19 protein-coding genes are annotated in these 19,960 nt (G+C 46.0%); 3 read left to right on the forward strand and 16 right to left on the reverse strand.

The features are described 5' to 3' along the window. Positions 1 to 126: 126 nt before the first annotated feature. Positions 127 to 1,674: an L-glutamate gamma-semialdehyde dehydrogenase gene (gene pruA, locus BUA75_RS12865; RefSeq protein ID WP_072875001.1), complete on the forward strand. Its 1,548-nt coding sequence runs from the start codon at positions 127 to 129 to the stop codon at positions 1,672 to 1,674. Between the two features lie 133 nt (positions 1,675 to 1,807). Here pruA and BUA75_RS12870 read toward each other — a convergent pair whose 3' ends face one another. The 11 genes from BUA75_RS12870 to BUA75_RS12915 form a co-directional block, all read right to left on the reverse strand. Next, complete coding sequence (locus BUA75_RS12870; protein WP_072875002.1) at positions 1,808 to 3,433, reverse strand: EAL domain-containing protein; 1,626 nt, start codon at positions 3,431 to 3,433, stop codon at positions 1,808 to 1,810. A 57-nt stretch (positions 3,434 to 3,490) separates the two neighbouring features. Beyond that, on the reverse strand, positions 3,491 to 4,489 hold the full coding sequence (galE, locus tag BUA75_RS12875; RefSeq protein ID WP_072875003.1) for a UDP-glucose 4-epimerase GalE: 999 nt from the start codon (positions 4,487 to 4,489) through the stop codon (positions 3,491 to 3,493). Further along, entirely contained in the window at positions 4,486 to 5,697 is a 1,212-nt protein-coding gene (locus BUA75_RS12880) for a galactokinase (RefSeq protein WP_242650327.1), read from the reverse strand. Before BUA75_RS12880 ends, galE begins: the two co-directional genes overlap by 4 nt. 19 nt (positions 5,698 to 5,716) lie before the next feature. Next, complete coding sequence (locus BUA75_RS16310; RefSeq protein ID WP_242650328.1) at positions 5,717 to 5,944, reverse strand: hypothetical protein; 228 nt, start codon at positions 5,942 to 5,944, stop codon at positions 5,717 to 5,719. Between the two features lie 15 nt (positions 5,945 to 5,959). Then, the gene (galT, locus tag BUA75_RS12885) at positions 5,960 to 6,700 is read right to left on the reverse strand and encodes a galactose-1-phosphate uridylyltransferase (protein ID WP_242650329.1); all 741 of its coding nucleotides are present in this window, start codon (positions 6,698 to 6,700) and stop codon (positions 5,960 to 5,962) included. 111 nt (positions 6,701 to 6,811) lie between these two features. Beyond that, complete coding sequence (locus tag BUA75_RS12890; RefSeq protein WP_072875004.1) at positions 6,812 to 8,692, reverse strand: cation:proton antiporter domain-containing protein; 1,881 nt, start codon at positions 8,690 to 8,692, stop codon at positions 6,812 to 6,814. A gap of 59 nt (positions 8,693 to 8,751) precedes the next feature. Continuing rightward, positions 8,752 to 10,152 carry a sensor histidine kinase gene (locus BUA75_RS12895; RefSeq protein WP_072875005.1) on the reverse strand — a complete coding sequence of 467 codons (1,401 nt, stop codon included), beginning with the start codon at positions 10,150 to 10,152 and terminating at the stop codon, positions 8,752 to 8,754. Continuing rightward, the gene (locus tag BUA75_RS12900) at positions 10,149 to 10,838 is read right to left on the reverse strand and encodes a response regulator transcription factor (protein ID WP_072875006.1); all 690 of its coding nucleotides are present in this window, start codon (positions 10,836 to 10,838) and stop codon (positions 10,149 to 10,151) included. The genes BUA75_RS12895 and BUA75_RS12900 overlap by 4 nt, the downstream gene beginning before the upstream one ends. A 2-nt stretch (positions 10,839 to 10,840) precedes the next feature. After that, a complete protein-coding gene (locus BUA75_RS12905; RefSeq protein WP_083574342.1) occupies positions 10,841 to 11,734 on the reverse strand; it encodes a C39 family peptidase in 894 nt (297 codons plus the stop codon). 99 nt (positions 11,735 to 11,833) lie between these two features. Next, entirely contained in the window at positions 11,834 to 13,741 is a 1,908-nt protein-coding gene (gene asnB / locus BUA75_RS12910) for an asparagine synthase (glutamine-hydrolyzing) (RefSeq protein ID WP_072875007.1), read from the reverse strand. 140 nt (positions 13,742 to 13,881) lie between these two features. Then, positions 13,882 to 14,262, reverse strand: a complete 381-nt coding sequence (locus BUA75_RS12915) for a hypothetical protein (RefSeq protein WP_072875008.1) — start codon at positions 14,260 to 14,262, stop codon at positions 13,882 to 13,884. A 104-nt stretch (positions 14,263 to 14,366) separates the two neighbouring features. On the opposite strand from BUA75_RS12915, the gene pstB reads away from it, so the two are divergent. Continuing rightward, complete coding sequence (pstB, locus tag BUA75_RS12920) at positions 14,367 to 15,119, forward strand: phosphate ABC transporter ATP-binding protein PstB (protein WP_072875009.1); 753 nt, start codon at positions 14,367 to 14,369, stop codon at positions 15,117 to 15,119. Positions 15,120 to 15,130: 11 nt separating this feature from the next. Here pstB and BUA75_RS12925 read toward each other — a convergent pair whose 3' ends face one another. The 4 genes from BUA75_RS12925 to BUA75_RS12940 form a co-directional block, all read right to left on the reverse strand. Next, positions 15,131 to 15,970: an ABC transporter permease gene (locus tag BUA75_RS12925; RefSeq protein WP_083574343.1), complete on the reverse strand. Its 840-nt coding sequence runs from the start codon at positions 15,968 to 15,970 to the stop codon at positions 15,131 to 15,133. Next, a complete protein-coding gene (locus BUA75_RS12930) occupies positions 15,967 to 16,668 on the reverse strand; it encodes an ABC transporter permease subunit (protein WP_072875011.1) in 702 nt (233 codons plus the stop codon). The genes BUA75_RS12925 and BUA75_RS12930 overlap by 4 nt, the downstream gene beginning before the upstream one ends. A 303-nt stretch (positions 16,669 to 16,971) precedes the next feature. Continuing rightward, a complete protein-coding gene (locus BUA75_RS12935; RefSeq protein WP_072875012.1) occupies positions 16,972 to 17,724 on the reverse strand; it encodes a metal-dependent hydrolase in 753 nt (250 codons plus the stop codon). Between the two features lie 103 nt (positions 17,725 to 17,827). After that, positions 17,828 to 18,163, reverse strand: coding sequence for a 3'-5' exonuclease (locus BUA75_RS12940; RefSeq protein WP_072875013.1), 336 nt, complete (start codon positions 18,161 to 18,163; stop codon positions 17,828 to 17,830). 185 nt (positions 18,164 to 18,348) lie between these two features. Here BUA75_RS12940 and BUA75_RS12945 point away from each other — a divergent pair, with 185 nt between their 5' ends. Beyond that, positions 18,349 to 19,221 carry a hypothetical protein gene (locus BUA75_RS12945; RefSeq protein WP_072875014.1) on the forward strand — a complete coding sequence of 291 codons (873 nt, stop codon included), beginning with the start codon at positions 18,349 to 18,351 and terminating at the stop codon, positions 19,219 to 19,221. A gap of 29 nt (positions 19,222 to 19,250) precedes the next feature. On the opposite strand, the gene BUA75_RS12950 is transcribed toward BUA75_RS12945, so the two are convergent. Beyond that, positions 19,251 to 19,898 carry a glycoside hydrolase family 25 domain-containing protein gene (locus tag BUA75_RS12950; RefSeq protein ID WP_072875015.1) on the reverse strand — a complete coding sequence of 216 codons (648 nt, stop codon included), beginning with the start codon at positions 19,896 to 19,898 and terminating at the stop codon, positions 19,251 to 19,253. Positions 19,899 to 19,960: the final 62 nt, after the last annotated feature.

Here is a 19,960-nt window from a genome sequence, read left to right on the forward strand (position 1 = left end):
ACAATTTTCATGTTAGGATAGATGGGTACAGCATGGCGCGATTTGAAGTGGCAGCAATCGTATCTCCCCAGTTCTGCAGCCACTCCAATTTTCATGCGCTAAATTTTGTGTGCTGGAGGTACGCCAATGACTTTAACAACTTTTCACAACGAACCATTCACTGATTTCAGCCAACCCGCTCATAAAGCGGCAATGGAAGCTGCACTCGCCAAGGTGCGCAGCCAATTCGGACAAACCTATCCACTTTGGATTGGCGGTGAACAAATTCAAACTCAGAATTCCTTGGCATCCATCAACCCCGCTTTAAAAAGTGAAGTAGTAGGAACGGTCTGCCAAGCGAATCGGCAACATATTGAACAGGCATTGCAGATTGCTGGTAAGCGTTTTGAGGACTGGCGCTACACCAGTGCCGAATTGCGTGCTGGCTATCTATTCAAAGCTGCAGCCGAAATTAGACGCAACAAATTTGAATGGGCCGCATGGCAAGTGTATGAGGCAGGAAAAAACTGGGGAGAGGCTGACGCTGACGTCGCCGAAGCGATTGACTTTTTGGAGTACTACGGAAGAGAGATGTTACGCCTTGCAGAACCGACTCCACTGACTCCACTTGCAGGTGAGTTTAACCGTCAGTATTACATTCCGCTCGGCGTTGGTGTCATTATTCCACCTTGGAATTTCCCGCTGGCGATTTTGGTAGGCATGACCACATCTGCAATTGTCACCGGCAATACCGTTCTGCTTAAACCTTCTCCCAATACGTCTGTCATTGCTGCACGATTTGTTGAATTGATGCATCGCATTGGTTTGCCATCTGGTGTAATCAACTTTGTACCTGGCCCTCCGGAGGAAATTGGCGATTTTATGGTGGAACATCCACAAACTCGTTTTATCTCCTTCACCGGATCAAAAACTGTCGGCCTACGGATAGCAGAACGGGCGGCTAAAACAGCACAAGGACAACGCTGGATTAAGCGAGTGATTGCAGAAATGGGCGGCAAGGATGGCATTGTCGTCGACAAGAATGCAGATTTGGAAGACGCAGCTGTGCAGATTGTCGCTTCAGCCTTCGGATTCCAGGGGCAGAAATGTTCGGCCGCATCTCGGGCCATTTTGCACAAAGACATCTACGATGCCGTTACTGAGCGAGTCATTGAACTGACTCGAGCTTTAAAAATGGGACCTCCTGCGGAAAACTTCTACACAGGCCCTGTTATTGATCAAAAGTCTTTCGATAAAATCATGAGCTATATCGAAATTGGTAAACAAGAAGCTACCCTAGCTGTTGGCGGAGAGCGCGGTTTGGAAGAAGGATTCTACATTCAACCCACTGTGTTCACAAACGCTAAACGCGGGGCGCGCATTATGTGCGAGGAAATCTTTGGACCTGTACTCGCTATTTATCGCGCAGAAAGTTTTGAAGAGGCCATTGATACTTTCAACGATACGGAATATGGCTTGACGGGCGCCGTCTATTCTTATGACCGCAGCCATTTAGAATACGCCCAAAATCGTATGCATTGCGGCAATCTTTATTTCAATCGTAAATGCACTGGGGCATTGGTAGGCGTTCATCCGTTCGGTGGCTTTAATATGTCGGGTACCGATTCAAAAGCTGGCGGCCCTGATTACCTATTGCAATTTATGCAGGCAAAAGCTGTTTCGGAAAAATTCTAATCGCACAAGCGATGGAGGAGCTGACTCCTGGGCAGTAGAAACTGTCAGGAACCAGCTCCTCACTTTTTAATAAGATAGATTTTAGATGGAATACCGTCTTTCGCTGAAAAGATTCGCTCTATCTCTTTATACTTCAGGCTGACACCATGGGCCAATCTTCAGGTCGATGAATTGCGTATCCCTGCAGGTAATCAATACCCATTCGCTCGGTTTCGGCCAAAAGCAATTCTGTCTCCACAGCTTCCGCCACAATCGACTTACCCATCAAACGAGCCATTTTACAAATACTTTCTACTACTGCTCGGTCGATCTCGCTATTAAATATCTCCCGCACATAAGATCCGTCAATTTTCACAAAATCTACTTGCAAAGCTTTTAGATGCGCAAATGAGGCAAATCCACTTCCGAAATCATCCAAAGCAAAGCGACAACCGAGAGCGCGAATTTTCTTCACAAATTGTTCAGCTTGCAGCAGGTTTTGCACTGCCGCAGTCTCCGTCAGTTCAAAACAGATACGTTCTGCTCGAATACCACTCTCTTCAAGCTGTAAAGATACAAAATGTAAAAATTCTTCGTCACTGATGCTCTGAGCTGAAAGATTGATGGCATAACAAGTGCCATCATCTTCAATTTCACAGAGACGGCGAAAAGTTTCCCGCACTACCCAACGATCAAGTTGCGGCATAAGTCGATAACGTTCCGCCGCAGGAATAAAAGCTCCCGGCATCTCCAGTCGGCCATCTGCCAGTCTTAAACGTAAAAGCACTTCACAATAAGGTTGCACACCTTGGCGATGAAGCGAGCGCTGCAGCAACAATTCAAAATGGTTTTCGTCGACTGAATCACAAAGGCGAACCGCCCAGTCTAAATCCAGTTTCCGTCGCTCATACTCCTGATTGCCCGGCACATACACTTCCATCCGATTGCGACCCTTATCCTTTGCAGCATAGCAAGCAGTATCCGCCGCACTCAGCAGGTCAGGATAGCTTGCAGAGTCTGCATCGACGGCTACCAATCCCATGGAAACGCCAATTCGGAAGCGGCGATTTTCGTACTGAAAGTGAAAATGGCTGAGAGCGTCAATCCATCTTTGCAGACGTTGCTTGGCTTCATCCATACTGCAGTTAGAGAGACAGACGCCAAACTCGTCTCCGCCCAGGCGAGCCAATATCTCTCCAGGCTGCATCAGCGCCGTAAAACGCTGCGCCACCTCGCAGAGTAGTTCGTCACCTGCCGTATGTCCAACCGTGTCATTGACAATCTTGAATTGATCGAGATCGAGATAAGCTAATACATGTTGCGTGTGCTGAAGTCGGGCATCCGCTATGATTTGATTGATTTTTTTCTCAAACGCTGTCCGGTTGGGAAGGCGTGTGAGCGGATCGACAAGTGCCTGTTCCTCTAAGAGACGTTGAAAGTTGGACTCGTCCAATGTCTTTTCAGCTGAATTAGAAAGTACAAAGAGTGCGGCCTGCACCTGACCATCCGGTGAAAACACAGGTATAGCTCTGGCGTTCCAGACCTCTGTCTCTCCCAGTTCACGCTCCAGCCTAAGTTCGATTTCTTGCCTTTTCCGACTCGTCAAAATCTCCTCCACGGGCAACTGTCTGAGCAAAGAAGGATAATTCATCAAGGCATCGGCGGCGTGATTGAGAAACACCCAGTCACCTTCAGTGTCACAAATGGCAACAGCCGAATCGATGATTTCTAATATGGCTTTTTCAAGCCCAGTCATAGGCTGGATGAGATGGGAAGACATGCATTCTGCTCCTTTTGAACTTAACAAATGACCGTCAGGACACATCGTTCAAAATAACTATTCTTGTTCATACCCATGCGGATGCTGGCTATGCCAGTTCCAAGCTGAGCGAATGATATCGCTCAATTCGGGATACTCCTGTTTCCAACCGAGTGTCAATTTGGCGCGTTCTGGAGACGCCACAAGCACTGCCGGATCGCCCCAACGCCTGTCTGATTCCACAATCGGAATTGGCTTGCCCACCACGCGTTCTGCCATTTCAATGACTTCTCGCACAGAAAAACCAAGGCCATTCCCCAAATTGAAAACTTGGCTTCCTGAATTTTCTACAAGCCATTCCAGAGCCAGACGATGGGCACTGGCCAAATCCATGACATGAATGTAATCGCGTACGCACGAACCATCCGGAGTAGGATAATCGCAGCCATAAATGTGAATGGCCTCACGCTGTCCAAGCGCCGTTTGCAGCACAAGCGGAATAAGATGAGACTCAGGCCGATGATCTTCACCAATCGGATACTTGGTGTGCGCGCCTGCAGCATTAAAATAACGCAGCGAAATTGACTTGATTGCGTACGCTTCATTAGCCCACCGAAGCATTTTTTCAATAGCGAGCTTAGTTTCACCATAGGGATTCGTTGGCAAGGTTCGCGCACCCTCTGGAATCGGGAGCGTTGACGGATCGCCATAGACTGCTGCTGTTGAAGAAAATACGATACGCTTGACGCCGCTTGTCACCATGGCAGAGAGCAGACGTTCTGTACCGCTGACGTTATTTCGATAGTATAGCAAGGGTTCCTTGGTGCTTTGTCCCACTAGTGAAAAGGCGGCGAAATGAACCACGGATTCAATGCCTTTTTCCCGCATAATTTGAGTCAGCGCTTCCTCGTCAAAGAGACTCAACTGATAAAACTCGACAGTAGGAAAAGGTTCCAACGCTTGACGATGACCTTGCGAAAGATTGTCAATCACCGTCACTTCATGACCGTGATCGACCAATTCCGCGACTGTATGGCTGCCTATGTACCCAGCTCCGCCCGTTACCAAAATTCTCATTTTCCTTCTACCTCCCCAGTCAATTCACGGACTCCTTCACCCAGTCCCGTGATATAAAAGGACGGAGCATAACCTATGGTGCTCTCATACTGACGCGCTACATGCTCCTGGAAAACATCCAAATGATGACGTTCCACAAGTGATACGGTCGATCCGCCAAACCCGCCTCCAGTCATTCGGCTACCCAAACAGCCTTCGACCTGCCACGCTGATTCTGCGAGTGTATCCAGTTCAGGTCCGGTAACTTCATAGTCCTTGCAAAGCGAACGATGTGAAGCGTTCATCCACTCGCCAAACTCGCGCAATCTACCTTGTCGCAAAAGCTTTGGCGCTTCTTTGGCACGGTGGTTCTCAAATACAACATGACGAACACGACGTTTCAATACCGGATCGACCAGCACTGCATCCATTTGCGGCCATTGTTCTGGTGTCAAGTCGGCTAGATATGAACAGGAAAATCCGGCGTCTTGCAAAAGACTTAATGCAGTTTCGCACTCACTGCGCCGCTCGTTGTATTTGGATTCAACCAGACTGTGTGGTTTGTTGCTGTTGGTCAAAACCATGACAACATCTCCCAGTTCTACAGGCACCTGCTCATAAGAAAGCGATTGGCAGTGCAGAGAGAGCGCATGTTGCTCCATACCCAAAGCGACACTAAACTGATCCATAATCCCACAGTTGACGCCGACAAACTGATTTTCAGCCCGTTGGGCGTAGAGAGCGAGCGTCTCTTTGCTGATACTCCAATGATGAAGGGAAGCCATGGCAAACGCGGTCACCACCTCGACAGAAGCAGAAGACGACAATCCAGCGCCAGCAGGCAAATTTCCCGCAAAGAAAATATCTGCTCCATTCGCTATGTACCCTTCCTGACGAAGAACCCAGATAACTCCAGCTGGATAGTTAGCAAATCCTGCATTTTCTCGATATTCAAGATTTTCTGGAGAAAATTCAACCACGGTGTCAGGAAAACTCGTGGAAGCAAAGCGCCATTGACCATCTTTTCGCGGTCGGACTATTGCACTTGTTCCAAGTTGAAGGGCAGCGGGAAGTACATACCCTCCATTGTAATCCGTATGCTCACCTATTAAATTGACTCTACCAGGGGCGAAAAACACTCGAACATCTTCTGCAGGACCGGGAGAAAATTGAAAAAATGCTGGAAAAACTCCTGTTTCTTCTATAAAAGCCATTGCAGAGTCGGCCATTTCAAAATCTCTCCTACCATTAAAATTGATCTGCTCGTCGACGTTGTGCTTTCTGTATCGCTTCTCTCAATTCCACTGCTGTCATCTCTACAGACGCAGGATTGGCTGCAGCTCCGGCACCTGTTTCAGAAGAGGAAAGAAACTTAATCTTATCTCGCGTGCGTAAGGGTGGGTAAAATTCAATATGAAAATGGTAATAAAGTGAAGTATCAGGCCGATGTACAGGCGTTTGATGAAGTACCATCATATAGGAAAATTCTCTCTAAAAGAGTTCATCCATTCCCGCCGTGAGTGCACTCAAAATTTCTGCTAATGAACGAATTTCTTCTCCAGTAAAAGAGCGGATGTCTGGAATATGCACTTTGGGAGCAATCCATGCGCCATAAGGAAAATCAGTAAAATAGGGTATGAAAGAAACGAAATGACGGTTTTCCACTAACATTCTCGCTCCGTCTTCCATCTCTGCTTGAGTAATATCACAAAGCAAACAATGTCCGGTAACCTGATGATGCTGATGCGCAGACTCTAACTCTGTCCGAATTTTGATGGGAATAAACGGATAGGCGTAAATTTGCCCATGCGGATGCTGAATGGTGGCCCCCACTTCACGGCCTCGGTTTTCAAAAATGAGGATATACTGATGCTGCTCGTCACTCGCCAAAGCCGCATAACGTTGCTGCCAAAGGCTGACTACCTTTTCCATTTGGTTTAAACTGAGATTGGCAAGCGAGGCCTGATGATTGGAAGAATATAAAACCACCTCGCATTTTCCATAGGCTGGTCGAGTACGATAGAGCGATTGTGAAGGTTGACCAGGTGTCTCAGGATGCGGTGAAAGAACTGGAAAATCATTATCGTAGGCAAATACTTCGTATTCATCAGGTACTTTTCCTGAGCCTGGGCAGAAAGGACACTGGCCACTCGGCATATCTGGACGAACCTGGCGGTTGGCTGCAACCATGGTCCAATCCCTCAGTAACGGATTGTAACGCAATTCAGACATAGAACCACCCCTCTCTCTAACAGTCACAGTCTACCACGTTCCTTTTCACTTTTGCATAGTAAAATACAGACTTCACTGTTTTTAGCAATCCAATCAAAGTTCCTGATTGACTTACTCTTTCAACCACGGTCGGCTGATGTTCTTATCTCTCCCGGAATAGCTCACACCTGCCATGACATGAAACGCTTCAATGTCTTCACGGCTGCCGACCACAATCAAAATGTCACCTACATGCAATTCTGTTTCACCATGCGCTACAATCTGCTCACCATCGCGGACAATCGATAGAATCAGCAGTCGACCCGGCAAATTGATTTTCATTAAACGTTGTTGATGCAGCACGCGATTTTGCAACGGAATTTCCTGAATTTGCAGAGATGCTGGTGCTTTAAGAAACTGCGTAGAAATCGGATAGTGTACCAGCTGATCGACGAGCGAAACGGCGGCAAATTGCGGCTGTACAACCACAAATTCCGTCTCATCGCGATTTTCTTGGTAAAGTGCCATATCACGGACCAGGCATATAACAGGTTGAATACCTGCTTTAGCAGCTTCTTTGGCAAATGTAAGATTGAGTTGGTCGATCTCGGTATAAAGAACCATACCGGAAATATAACCCGCCTCTTCTCCGATATTCTTTTTAGCGATTTCCTCCAAAGTGACTTCGTTCTCTAATCCAACATGCGGCTGGATCCATCTTACATCCTCACCTCGTTCCCGAGCTTGTTCCACCAAAAGTTGAGCCCCCGCAGATTCACCAATAATCCATAGCGATTTTTTCGTCTCTTGCACATGCTTTGGCAGTAATTTTCCAAAGGCTATGGGTGAGATGACGGATGTCAACATAGCTACCAGGATGATAGCCGTATCCACTCCCTGACTGATTGCGCCAATTTTCAGCCCTACAGCGGCGGCTGCCACTGTAACGCTCATTTGTGTCGTTAAAAGAGCACTACCCGCTAAAGTTTCCGGCCATGGATAGCGCAATCTCAGGAGAATCGCCGGCAATCCTTTAAAGAGGTAAGTGGCCACGAACAAAATTGGCAGTAAAAGCAACGCTTTAGGGTCGTGCAGCAAAGAACGGAAATTAAAATCCACGCCAACCATAATGAAAAAAATCGGGATCAAAAATCCAAAGCCAATAGCGTCCAGCTTGCTTCGCACATCTGACCGCTCGCGAGGGTTCACCAGTCCTACCAACATGCCTGCCAAAAAGGTGCCAAGAATGACTTGAACGCCGAGTGTTTCAGAGAGAACAATAAAAATCATCATCAACGATAACGAAGCGCGAATTCCGAGTTGAGCTGTGCCATGTGCTAAATTCCGGAATGCGGCTATACCTGAAAAGCGGCGGAATAAACGATAAAGTAAAAGAAGAATGAGAATAAGCACAAATACCAACAGAACACTTGGCGAAAGCCCACCCTTGTATAACGAGACAGCCACAGAGATAAGCAACATGGTTACAAAATCAGCCATTACAGCAGCGGCCATAATACGGCCCCCCAAAGGATGGCTGGTTAACCCATATTCCTTCAGCACGGGTACAACCACTGTCAACGATGTGGTTGTAATAATTAAAGACAGCAGCAATGGACTGCGAATCATATGTAAAAAATACAGACGTTCTGACAGAAGGTAGGAAAGTCCCAGTGTGATGACAGATGTCAGGACGGCAAAAACAGGAGCAGAAGTCAGCCAGCCTGACAGGGAGCGTTTATAGGTTTCGTTTGTAGGACGCAGGGCTGCAAAATCAATCTCCAGCCCGGATACAAACATGAGGTAAGCTAAACCGAAAAATTGCAAAAATTGCAACCATTCACTTTGCTGAATTAAATGAAAGCCACTATTGCCAACAATGACTCCAGCAATAATCTCGCCTACCACAATGGGAATGCGGATGGCTTTCATACGTGAGACGAGCAACGGCACTGAAACTGCCAGCAAAGAAACAATCAATAGAGAATAGACGCTAAAATTTGATGGCCCCATCCAAAATGTCCCCTTTCATCGGGGGAGTATGTGGATGGTACCATGCAATGAATAGGTCGTCAACCTTCTACTTTGCTCCGCAATTGTTTGGGCAAAGTCATTGTAAATTGAGCGCCTCGAGAAGGATGATTAGCAGCAAGTAACGTCCCGCCGTGAGCTTGCACAAATTCTCGAGCTATTGCCAACCCCAGCCCCATCCCACCTGATTCGCGCGATCTCGATTCATCCCCTCGATAAAATCGATCAAAAATGTGCGGCAAATCACCGCTTGGGATGCCAGGTCCATCATCCGTAACTATGCAAACGATATTCTGCGGTGTTTCCAGCACTTGAACATCCACAGCCCCGCCAGGCGGACAATGTCTCAAAGCGTTGCCAAGAAGATTGACAAACACCTGGGTAATCCGGCTGGCATCCATATAAGTTACAAGTTCATTCGCAGAAGTCGTCAGGCGTAATCGAACCTGTTCTTCCGCAGCTTCATACAAAAAATTATCCATAATTCTGCGCAATATGGCAACGAGATCGGCCTCTGTACAATTTAATTTGAGAACTCCACCGTCTGCAAGATTCAGCTGATGCAAATCATCGACGAGACGAGACAAGCGCATCACTTCATCCAATATAGGCAGAAGAGTCTGATCAGAAGGCTGAATCACTCCCTGCTGAATCAGTTCCAACTGACCTTCCATGACGGTCAGTGGTGTACGCAATTCATGAGCCACATCTGCAACCAAGCGTTTGCGAGCCGCTTCCAGCTGCTCCAACTTTTCCGCCATATAATTTAATTGTTCGGCTACATGACCTATTTCATCATGACTGGCAATGACAACCCGTACACCACTCTCGCCTCGACCTATGCGGGCGATTCCCTGAACCAACGATTGCAGCGGTTTTGTCAATCGACTAGCAAACACAAAGCCTAGCAAGAGAGCAAAAACTGCAGCAGCCAGTCCACCACCGAGGGTTGCCATATCCATGAGGCGCAAGACTCTCATTTGTACATCCTGAAGACTGTCCGCACCCGCATCCACGACGCGAACTTGACCAACTGGCTTATTGCCCACCCAAATGTCAGCCACCATACCATTGGCGTCAATAAGCTCCGCATCGTCGCTGTCCATGTGCTCAGAATGGTCTCCCTCACGAACCACAGACGTAATGGGTTTACCTTCAGGTGTGTATACAGCTACTTTTTCTACATAATTATTAGGATGGGCAATATCGGATTGCATGAGCACACCTTCTGCAAACTGCCCGACACCATCCCAACTATTACCATGCGAAGTGTAATAATAAGCAAGAGAGCGAGCCCATTGCTCGGCTTCTCCATGTTCGGCTGCACGCACATATTCGCTGAAGAGAGGGATAATAAAGACATGTGAGATCAGATAGAATACAGTCGCCATAAAGAGAACGAGGATTCCAAGCAAACCGGATATTTTCGATCGCAGTTTCACGCCTTCGCTTCCCCAAAACGATATCCTATACCGTATACTGTTTGAATATAGACGGGCTGTGCAGGAGAGTCCTCCAACTTCTGGCGTACATGACTGATATGAGTGTCCACTGTCCGTTCATAATTCAGATATTCTTCTCCCATTGCGGCTTTCAACAGTTGTAAACGCGTATATACAACTCCTGGTTTTTCTGCAAGTGTGAGAAGAATCTTAAACTCCGTGGGTGTTAGTTGTACTTCCTGATTCCCCTTCCATACTTGATACTTGGCAACATCAATACGAATATCTCCGCGTTCCAGAACACGCTCTTCCTCAAATTCGCCGCCCATACGACGCAAGATAGATTTAATGCGAGCTGACAATTCACGCAATGAAAACGGCTTGGCCAAGTAGTCATCAGCCCCAACTTCGAGTCCAACGACTTTGTCAGCTTCTTCTGATTTGGCTGTCACCATAATAATCCCAATGTTTGAGCTTTTTCTCAGCTCACGACATACTTCTAACCCACTCATTCCTGGAAGCATCCAGTCGAGTACGACTAGATCAGGCGAACTCTGTTCAATCTTATGTAACGCTTCTGTGCCACTGTATGCTGCTTCTACCAGGAATCCTTCGCCTTCCAAAAAAGAACGCATGACATCCACTACTTTAGGTTCATCATCGACAATCAAGAGTCGATAGGACATCTTTACACCCCGTCTCTGCTCAGCAGGCTTTTGACGCTCTGCGGTGTATATGTGACAGCCTGATGCCCCAATTGATCCCAGGCTTCGAGAAAAGCTTCTTTGTTTACAGCCTGGTCTTTCTCCCCATTTAATGGATTGTTAATATAAAGTGTATCCCCTTTATATCCTACCAGCAAAACGGCGTGTTCTTCAAAAGTAGCATGAACAGGGCCTTCAGGACTCTGCCAAGTTACCCAGTCGTCTGTCGGCTGAAAAGTGGCCGTGGTCCAGAGGACAACTGGTCGACCTGACGCAACCGTCGCCAAATCATCACGAAACGGTTTACCCGTCAGGTTCAGCGCACGTCCCGGCAATATTTGATTTAAAAACTTCGTTACAGGACCGTTATAAATCCCGTAACCATCTGTATCCGTATAGACATCTCCCACAAAGCCGACATTAGGATTTCCCCAATATACAGGCTGGCCTTCTGCATTCGTGCGCAAAGGTGTAGGATCAACTGGCATATGAGCAGCCAGCCACATTTTGCTTGTTGGATGACCCGCAGCTGACAAAAGCATAGACAAACTTGTCATTTCGCAACCATCAGGAAGCTGCGGCAATTGGGATATTGCAGGTACATTCAATAAGGCAGAAGCCGGCAATGGCTCTGCATATAATTTTTGCAAAGCTTCACTCATCGTTGGCAATCTCGGTTTTGTCTTTTTTGAAATTAATTTTGGCTGTTTAGTTTTGACAACACTGGGAACCGTGGAATGCGCTAACGGTGCACCGAAAACCGTCCAAGCTGCCCCAAATACCACTGCAGCAACTCCTGTAAGCACACCAATGCGCCACCGAGCCGATTTTCTGCTGCGTATTCGTCTGGCCATGACTTGGTTTCGGCTGCTACGCATGTCTGGAGACTCCCTTCCACTTGATGCAGAAATAAAATGCTAACCGCATTCCATTCTACAAGTTTAGACAGTCCTTGACCAGTCAAGCAATTTCCTTTATTACCAGCCAACCGTCAAAGACTGCTGCGCTCCAACCATTGAATAATCGCTGCTCACACTCTTTGGCTGAAGGAAATGATTGAGCCAAGCTGCCATCGTCACAAGCGTCCACAACTCGCGCCATAAATGACGTTCACCTTCTTGATGGCGACGGAATAAAGATTCCACCTCATTCTTAGAAAGCCAATCCATCAATGGACTCTCCACAATCCACTCTAGCGCCGTTTCCCCCATACTGCCCGCCAACCAAGTGGAAACAGGAACAGGAAAACCTAGCTTAGGGCGCGAAACGACGTTTTCTGGCAACAGATCACGAACGGCCTTGCGCAAAATAGCTTTGGTTGTGCGGCCCTGAATGCGCATGGATTCAGGTATAGCTGAAGCCGCTTCCAATACCTGATTATCCAAAAAAGGAACTCGCAATTCGATAGAATGCGCCATTGTCATTTTGTCCGCTTTCATCAAAATATCGCCCGGCAACCAAGTATGCATATCAATTAACTGCATGCGTGTAATTTCAGGTAAATCGGCAAACGCTTGATAAACCGGATCGGTCACATGAAAAGATGAGTGCGTCCGGAAAAATTGTTCCATAAGCATAGACTTTGCTTCTTCAGAAAAAATTTTGGCATTGCCGACAAATCGTCTTTCCAAAGGCAAACTTCCACGTTCAAGAAACCCTCGACCCTTGAGTCCCGCCGGCAGTCTTCCAGCAACGCCGCCAATAGCTCGTAATACCCAGGAAGGAAACTGCGAAAACATTTTGAGCGATCGCGGTTCATGATAGATTGGATAACCCGCAAATAATTCGTCAGCCCCCTCACCAGAGAGCACAACTTTAACATCTTCTGCAGCCAATTCCGCTACAAAGTAAAGAGCACAGGCGCTTACGTCTGCTATCGGCTCATCCAGCGCCTCGAGAATCTCTGGCAATCTTTCCGCAAATTGCGCTGCAGAAACAGAAATTTCACGATGCTCTGTACCCAATGCTCGAGCTGTATCTCTGGCAGACGCTAACTCGTTATACCAGCCACTCGCATCGTTAAATCCTACGGAGAAAGTTTTTACCTCTGTATCGTATTTTTTCATCAAAGCCACAATTGAACTGGAATCAACGCCACTGGACAGAAACGCTCCATAAGGTACATCAGCCTGAAGATGTAAACGAACAGAATCTTCGAGTGATTGTCGAACGCGATCAACATGCTCACTTTCTGTCCAATCTTCTCTTTCCAAAAAACGAGGTGTAAAATATCGGGTCATATCAATATTTCCTTGCCGATAACGCAAATAATGACCCGGAGGAAGCTTTTGTACATCTGCCAATATGGTTTGTGGATCTGGAACATATTGAAATGTTAAATAGTCCCATAAGGCCTGATGGTTTAATTGGCGGTTGATTTGCCCTGAAGCCAGTAAAGAACGCATTTCAGAAGCAAAAAGTAGGCCGTTTGGACTGTGCGTATAATATAGAGGCTTGATCCCAAACCGATCCCGCGCCAAAACCATTTCTCTTTTACGAACATCCCAAATGGCAAAAGCAAACATGCCACGCAGAAGATGAACCATTTCCACGCCATGTTCTTCATATAAATGAACCAATACCTCTGTATCTGATTCAGTCTTCAATTGATGTCCACGATGGATTAAATCTTTGCGCAAATTCTTATGATTGTATATTTCACCATTAAAAACTACCCAAACCGATTGATCTTCATTAGTCATAGGTTGATGACCATGCGCTAAATCGACAATCGACAAACGGCGAAAACCAAGACCTGCTTCTTTATCCAAATAAATTCCTTCCTCATCCGGACCTCGATGTACCATAGATCTTGTCATAGCAAGCAACATATCTTGTTGCGCATGTTTTCCAGATCGTTCAATTGTTCCACATATACCACACATGCTGGATGCCCCGCTTCCCGAGCCAACTGCAAGGCCGTACAATCTAAATGGCGACCTTGGACAGACGCACTTGTTTTCTCTATCATTCCCTGTTTTTTCTTGATTCATCCGCAGTATATCGTCTGTCCAATCTCGGGAAGTTAAAATGGTTTTTTCAGTATATGGAGATCTTGTGGAGACAGTTTGGCACTTTTATAATTGGTAAACAAACTCCACGAAAAAACACAGGCTGCAATCAACGCCCCAGCAGCGTAAACGTATTGCATATTATCCTGATAGATTTGACCGCATAAAACCCCATCTATAGAAGCGAGCAGACAGCAAACAATCACTGGCCAGCGCCATTTCAAGGAAAGCAGGGAACCTAGCAGCAGCCAAAAAGCAAGCAATACACCTCCCCCGCCATCTCCAGTAAGCTGAGGAATTTGGTTAAAAACTCCTACCCAGGCAATCCACCAAGATTGCACGCCAACCAATAAGGCAAACAAAATGAGCAAAATCCGGCCTATCCATCTTTTCACTGCCTATCCCTCCTACTTTTTTCAACTGATTATTCTATCTTGTCCTTTTTCAAACTATGTGACAGACTTGCAAATATGCTAGTTTCGCTGTAGGGGGATTCAGTTTGGCAAAGTCGCTTCATGTACAAAATATTAACGCTTGGTTCAGTGACCAATTGGTGCTCAAACATATTCATATGGATCTGTCAGCCAACCAAATCACTGCCATCATTGGACCTTCCGGGTGTGGTAAATCAACCTTTATTCGCTGTCTCAACCGAATGCATGAAACCGTCCCCGGCGCACGCGTAACTGGTGATATTTTTTTAGAAGAAAGCTCTATTTATCAAATGCCGGCTACAGAAGTACGAAGGCGCATAGGTATGGTCTTTCGTGAACCCAATCCCTTTCCTACACTTTCTATTTTTGATAATCTCACTTTGGCGTTGCGCCTAGGCGGCATGCGTAACCATCGCCAATTACGAGAGCGAGCTGAAAGAAGTTTGCGCGTCGCTGGCTTATGGGATGAAGTCAAAGACAAACTCAATCAAAATGCACTTGTCCTCAGTCTGGGTCAGCAACAAAGACTTTGCATTGCTAGAGCGTTAGCTTTGGAGCCCGATGTACTGCTGCTTGACGAGCCCGCCTCTGCACTCGATCCGGTCTCAACCTTACAAATTGAAGAGTTAATGGAACAAATCAAAAAAGACCTCACCATCGTGATTGTCACGCATAATTTGCAACAAGCGGCGCGGATTGCCGATACTACAGCCTTTTTTCTAGACGGAGAACTGGTTGAATGGGGAGACACTTCACTACTTTTCACCAAACCATCGGATAGAAGAACGGAAGATTATATTGCTGGACGATTTGGCTGATGAATGTTTCATCATTCATGGTCAACATTCAGAAAAAAGCGAGAATGCATGGTAGACATCTTACGAAACTTCCAAAGCCAAACTCGAACGAAAATCTGCGTCAAAAGATGAATAGTTAAAAACAAGCTGGCCACAAACCATATCCCCAATCGTTCCTGCTGTTGCAAATGAGGTAAAAGTAATTGACTATACCATATTCCCAACTTTGGACCAGCTTTTTGGAAAAATGGGGTAATGAATAACCAAAGACCGAGATCGGCCAAAGACTGAAGATAAACAATACCTGCAGCACCCAACATCCAATTTTTAGTCGACGGCAAAAGTAGATGCCATACAATTTGCATGCGGCGAATTCCCAGGGCCAACGCTCCCTCACGCTCACTCTCCGGCACCCTCGCCAAACTTGCCATCCAAAGCTGACTGAGATGTGGAATCAAATACAGCCATCCTGCCAAGAATAAGGCGACAACCAAATGTCCTTGAGTTCTTTGGAAAATGATCACACCCAACACATAACTAAAAAGGACCCCCGGCAATCCTGCCCAAATTTGTAACACGTATTGAAGCCAAACAGACGTGGAGACTGCGCGATATTCTTTGTAATAAACTGCTAAGAAAAAGGCAAACGGTATTGAAAAACACAAACTGCCAAAAAGCAACCCCATATACTCCATTACCATAAAAAAATCTGGCCAGGCTCGTCCACCGAGCCAAACGAGTGATGTCCCTGCTTGCACATAAACCAAAAGTATGATTACAACAAACAGGACTGCCAGCAGCCAGACCATACCGCTAGACACGATTGCCGCCCTGCGATTGCGCTTACGACGCAATCTTTCTGCTTCCATCATATCTGCTTCCTCTCAATCAACTTCATTAAAAGACTTCTGCGGATGAGCCAATGTGAAAGACTCTGAGTCAAGGCAATGATGATGAAAAAACTAAGTAAAGGCAGCCCTGCTGTGCGCATGAGTGATGATAACTTGCCATGCGAAAACAGTGCATCCGCCACTATCCGAACGCCTGCATTCACATCCATAAACCAAGTAGAAGGAAAATGGGCAAAAAAAAGCATCCAAAGTGCGACGGTTTCACAAAATGCTCGCCCAATTCCTATCAGCAGAGCACTGTAGAAAATGGGACGCAACAAAGGAAAATAGACATGACGGGCTAGCTCCCATTCGCTTAAACCAAGACCGAGTCCCGCTTCACGAGTCAGGTTAGAAATCTGAAAATATCCTTCACAGAGTATTGAGATGAGCAAGGGTATCAGCAAAACGATTAACAACAGAATTCCCGCCAAGAAAAGTATCTCGTCCATATTTGCCTGACGATTTGAAGTGTAAGAATGAAATAAAATGCTGCCCAAACAAAGACCAATAATCCACACGGGTAGACCACGCAGGACATCACTCAAAAAAATCATGATTCTCTGACGATTACCCACTGCCTGAAAACAAATCGCATAAGAGATTCCAGTCGCAAAAATGAGGGCTATGAACGTTGCTATGACAGCCATCAGCAACGAGCGCAATTCAGCCATTAGCACACGATGCCCTCCTTTAACCGTTTATTATTCTATTGCACCAACGACGTCCCGTACGCCGTTAGGATAATCAACTACTTGTATGGTTATTTTTGCATCCTTGGACCTTTCGTCAATTAATCTAAAAACATCATCCACACTTTGCAACATAACCTGGTTATCCGAACTTCAATGAATTGATCTTGAGAAGATGGTCAGTTCATCCTTTATGATTGAAACTCTTTCAAGATATGCTGATGATACAACTTTTCCAATTCAAGCGGAATTAGATCCGTCAGAGACCGAACACATTGCCCCATGGAACGCTTAGAACAACGCCAGAGCGAGGAAGCCAAACACAGTCAATCCGCCAATCATATGGTCCCAGGCACTTCCCGTAGTGAGGATTCGCATCCCCAATCGCTTCGACCAAGGCCAAAACAGCGGTACGCCTCCCGCTATGGCATCCGCAATCAGATGCAGGATGTAGCCAATCATAAGACCAAGAACCGCTACATGTACGTCAGAAAAAACGGTATGGACGTGCCAAAGCCCATACCCGAGCAAAAAAACAGCGATAAGACTGTGCGTGAAGGTACGATGTTTGGAGAACATGGCGCCTACACACCAAAGAGCGATAGGGATGGTCGCCTGCCAAGATAGATGATGTTTCCAGGCGAGATACGCGAGGAGTACCGCAATGAGTCCCAATCCCAAACGTCTGGAAAGATTGCGAGAAGTCCGAAAGGCAAGCGTCAATACGATAACCATTCCCCAAGCGTCGAGAGAGGTTTCTCTGTGAAGCAAAAACACCATGCCAACCAACAAGGCAAAGACGGGCAAGGCCATGAAGCGCTCCAAATCGCGAGAAGCGAGCGCATTCGGTTCATCGAGATCAGGCAAAAGTGAGCCGATGACAAACGCTGCGACAAGAATGGCCTGCAAGATGAGCATGTGCGGGATCGTCCGCCAACTGTGACTTAGAAGGCGGCGCATGGGTTTCCAGGATTCGTGGAGTAGAAAAGGTGTGGCCACGACAGCACCCACTGCGCCAATTCCCATATGACTGCGCCCCAACATAAAAAATACACTCCTTTGTGGAGAAATACGTTCCCTATAAGGAGAGTATCATGTTTTTTGATAGCAAAAGCGCCAATTAAGCGCCAAATTTTGAAAACTTAGGCTAGGAACAGATCCACGGACGATGGGTTTCCGGCAAGAAAGACCGATCAAACTTGGCATTATGGGCCACCCGTACAGCGTCCTGGATATGCGTCAGAATGGTTGGCCACACTTCTTTCCATGTGGGTTTGTCTTTGACCTGTCGATTGGTGATGTGATGCACTTCCGAAGCTTCCGGCGGTATCGTTTGTTGGGGATTGACAAGCGTCTGATAGAGTGGGCGAATGCCGTTTTTGCTCACCTCGACCAGTGAAATGTCCACAATCCGATGGATGGTTGGGTCTAGACCTGTCGTCTCTGTATCCAGCACCACAAAGCGTGTATCCTGTATACGCATGTAGGTTCACTTCCGTTTTTGGAGATTGTAACCAAAATAGGACGTTGGGGTAAGCACGTCCGATGATGACAGAACACGCTCTGCGGTCACGAAGATAACCCGTGTGGATGGAAAAATGCTCTTGTCACAAAATGTGTAGCGGGTACGTCTATACAGGGGAACAATCGAAACTAGGGGTGGTTTTTGTGCAAAAACGAATCTGGGGACTGACTGCGTCTATGCTTGCATTGACGTGTTTGACGGTGACCGGGTGTGGGATAAATTCTGGTGCAGCAAATTCTTTACAATATAAGTCTATTCATAGTCCACAAACTATAAAAACTACATCACAAGTCAAGATTACCTCCAACAAAACACGAAAAACTTACACTGATACAATTTCCAAGTATAACAAAACCCATTTTCAAACGTTAAGAAATTCAATCAGTCAAGCAAAAAATGTGGAGACGGCTCATCTTCAATTAAAGCATAATCTTATGACTATTCACAATAACCAATCTACTATAGCAACATCTGTTACTATACAGAATTCATCTCAGCCCTATGTTACTGTTCCTATTCCCGCGAAAAGGAAGTGGTTTTATCTATATATAAATATTACTCCAAATACTTACAAACATTTTGTTTCTCAGTTTGGAAGAAATATTTTTGAGTGGAATTATCCTAAATGGGGGGAACCTATTTCCAGTGTAGCTAAAAAAGGAGTTTATCGTCCTTTAAGAATCAATAATTTAAGCTCGAGATACAAGCTTTTTACTCCATCGAAACAATCTCCTTATACAGCTTGGGATACACCCATAGGAGATATTATGGTGCTCCCTGCTAAAAAGGGGTATTATGAAATTATTTTTTCCGGAATAGTGAATTCAGACATTCATATCATAAATAACAAGACAAACTCACCAGCATTATACATTGTTAATCGCTCTTTAGCAGGCTCCGGAATTGAAACCTTTATTGTGAAATCTGGGGTTATGTATAAAGAGGCACTCAGTGGTGGTGGACTAATGAATAATGAAATTATTCACGTTTATCATTTTGAAATTAAACCATCATAGGTCAAGACGGCCTATGATGGTTTAACCATCTACTCTGGTAACATCGTTGCAAAATCACGATCGTATCCACAATTGCTCCCACTGAATTGCCATATCGTCGGTGAAATAGCTCCAAATGAAGTGGTTGTTATAGTTGTCGGACACGCATCGCAAGCTACACTCCAATCGGCAATCCATTCAATATCAGCCGGTGAGGCCGCTGCATCTCCCATGATTGAACTCCACTCACCAGGCGAACTATAAACACCAACACTTGTCCCACTAAAGGATTTACAGTACTCAATAAAACCAAGATATACATAGTAATTCAATCTGTAACTATTACTTGTACCGTCTAACAGCCATCCACCTTCGTCGTTATATCCCTGTTCAATGTCTGCAAATAATGTTACACCTCCAACATAAGTATTATTTACCCAAGCATTTGTGTACTCTTGAGCCTGTAACTGTCCCCAATTTTCTGCATCAGAGTCAGAGTATTCAGCAGAATAGTTTGGATCGTTTTGTGGACCATTGACATACCAATACGACCATGTTCTACTTGTACCTACACTATCTGCGGCGGACGTATTAAAATTTTCCATGCTAGATGTCGTTCCATAACCTATTTGCCCAATATAGAAACTTACTCCACAGGGACTGGTTGAAGTATTGGTATCTACTCCATAGTAAGCCATTTAAATCTCCTCCAAGTTTATGAATTCCACCCGGCCGGAGTGGTGAGGGGCTTTCGTTTTGC

Origin of the sequence: Alicyclobacillus tolerans, assembly GCF_900142255.1 — a bacterium.
Classification (GTDB): domain Bacteria; phylum Bacillota; class Bacilli; order Alicyclobacillales; family Alicyclobacillaceae; genus Alicyclobacillus_I; species Alicyclobacillus_I tolerans.